Annotated in this window: 1 protein-coding gene and 1 pseudogene; one reads left to right on the forward strand and one right to left on the reverse strand. The window is 64.5% G+C overall.

Annotated elements, in window-relative coordinates; genetic code table 11:
• Positions 1–239: pseudogene (locus AQI95_RS42620) on the forward strand (Tn3 family transposase); the annotation flags it as partial.
• A gap of 26 nt (positions 240–265) precedes the next feature.
• Here AQI95_RS42620 and AQI95_RS42625 read toward each other — a convergent pair.
• A partial coding sequence (locus AQI95_RS42625; protein WP_159056720.1) for an integrase core domain-containing protein occupies positions 266–622 on the reverse strand: 357 nt, incomplete at its 5' end.

Here is a 622-nt window from a genome sequence, read left to right on the forward strand (position 1 = left end):
ATCGTGCAGCAGACCCGTTCGTTGTCCCGGTGCCGAGCGTGTACGCGCGGCCGAACCCGAAGTACTTCGGACGCCGGGGCGGCGCCACCTGGCTCAACATGATCAACGACCAAGCCTCCGGGCTCGGCGGAAAGGTCGTGGCCGGCACCCCGCGCGACTCCCTGTACGTGCTGGACGTCCTCTACGACCGCGACGGCGGCAAGCGCCCAGAGATGATCGTCACCGACACCGCGAGCTATCTAGTTGTGCAACCGACGATGATCGTTTACGCCTGGGGTGCGGTCTTCTGCTTGAGGCGTTCGTAAGGTGTCTGGCCGCCGAGGCCGCCGTGAGGGCGATGGTAGTTGTAGTAGTCCTCCCACTCGCGCAGCTTGTCGTTGAAGACCTCGGCGTCGTCGATGGCGACGCCCTCCAGGAGCCGGTAGAACTCCTCGCCGTCGATACGGTGCGAGCGTTCGACCTTCCCGTTGAGGCGCGGTGTGCGGGGCTTTATGTAGGCGTGGCCGATGCCTTTGTCGAGCACGTGGAAGTGGAAGGCGGACTGGAACTCGGCTCCGTTGTCCGTCTGGATCACCTCCACCTGGAACGGCAGCCGCTGCAGGACGTAGTCGACGAACTGGAT

Source organism: Streptomyces yokosukanensis, assembly GCF_001514035.1.
Taxonomy (GTDB): Bacteria; Actinomycetota; Actinomycetes; order Streptomycetales; family Streptomycetaceae; genus Streptomyces; species Streptomyces yokosukanensis.